This is a genomic window from Wolbachia endosymbiont of Drosophila seguyi (assembly GCF_028981765.1).
GTDB classification, from domain to species: Bacteria; Pseudomonadota; Alphaproteobacteria; order Rickettsiales; family Anaplasmataceae; genus Wolbachia; species Wolbachia pipientis.
Genome location: NZ_JAPQLM010000018.1, coordinates 1 through 1,339, shown reverse-complemented (window position 1 = coordinate 1,339; position 1,339 = coordinate 1). Strand labels below are relative to the sequence as shown.

Annotated in this window: 1 protein-coding gene; it reads right to left on the bottom strand. The window is 34.1% G+C overall.

Translation table 11 applies throughout. The annotated features are described in order from the left end of the window. Positions 1-1,159: 1,159 nt before the first annotated feature. Positions 1,160-1,312 (bottom strand): hypothetical protein, encoded by a 153-nt coding sequence (locus OZD62_RS00315; RefSeq protein WP_275019183.1) that lies wholly within the window; start codon positions 1,310-1,312, stop codon positions 1,160-1,162. Between the last annotated feature and the right edge of the window lie 27 nt (positions 1,313-1,339).

The following is a 1,339-nucleotide window of genomic DNA, read 5'->3' as shown; positions in this document are numbered from 1 at the left end:
TAGTTATTTAGTTATTTAGTTATTTAGTTATTTAGTTATTTAGTTATTTAGTTATTTAGTTATTTGTTCTGTTGTTGAATTGTTTTAGTTTTATTATTAAGATAGATTGTTGGTTTTTCCTACTTGGTTCCTCTTGCTTCTAAAAAATATTAGATACAATTCAATAACACTTTCATTTAAACTTATATTTTTTTCTATGCCTTTTGCCTCTGAGTGTATCTTCGTTACATATACAAAGGAATCTTTCCTCTCTGTTGAATTAAAAATGGCAGATGGCCCATCTTGGGTGTTCCATGCTTAAACTGCCTAGCTGGCAACTTTGCTCCTTGGCTCCAGCCCAACCTCTTCAGAATCCCCAGCTTTAACTGCTTTTCATCGGCAAGTTTCATACGCCTAACAACAGTGCTAAGTCCTGGCAGGATTAAGCTTAAAGCCCCTTTCATCCTAAGTACTTGCTATTTGTACGCGCTTCTGCGGCCTGAGCTGTAAGGTTGGGTGGAATGATACGTGTTGGGTTATTATTTGCTTTTACCTGATGTTTTGGGAATATTTGGTAGTAAATTGACTCTGTGGAAAAAAAAGCATTACTTTAAATTTCTAACTGAAAAATGTTTAGGCAATGTTTACAACTAAAGATTGCTGCAGGGAAACTCTTATGAAAATAAAAAGTTTTAGGGTTTAAGTCATGTCTGAAAGGTAGTCTCCCATTGTGTTTGAGTATGCTCAGACTTTTAGAAGTATTTTGTGTTGTTTTTCGATTATTACTAGGGTATAGCTCAGACTTTTAGAAATATTTTTTGTTGTTTTTCGATTATTATTAGGGTATAGCAACCAGAGGGCGATTCTTTGGCTTTTACATTCGGTTTTTATAGCTGATTGTTTCACTTCTTCAAGGGATAACAATAAATGTTTATTGCTGTTACGGCCGAATTTCGTTTTTACTTGCTTGTTTTCTGTGTGTTTTGGCTGCTTGGGTCTCGCCCTTATTGATTTTTTTCTGAATTTAAAAATTTCTTTGCTAAGGCTCTACGTTCGTAAGATTGAAGGCCAATGCTGTGTCTGACAAATGATGTGAACTTTGCTGGAATGATTGTTGTGTCATCTATTTTTCCAAAAACTTATTTTAATCGTATTACATTGCTGTAGAGAAATTGGCAAACTACATTAAGTTTTTCGTTTGCCAATTTTTTCCTTGAAAGGACAAGGAACTGAAAATTTTGGTATGCAATCTGAATTGTGGAAGGACTGTGGTGCCCTTTTTGAAATGAACTTTTTCTTCTTTTATTGTTTCTTTTTTGTTATCTTCCTGCATAACTTAAACCTTTCTGAACACATGTCC

Excerpts from the sequence above, each read along its gene's own strand:
- OZD62_RS00315 (WP_275019183.1), bottom strand. The coding sequence starts at position 1,312 with ATGCAGGAAGATAACAAAAAAGAAACAATAAAAGAAGAAAAAGTTCAT.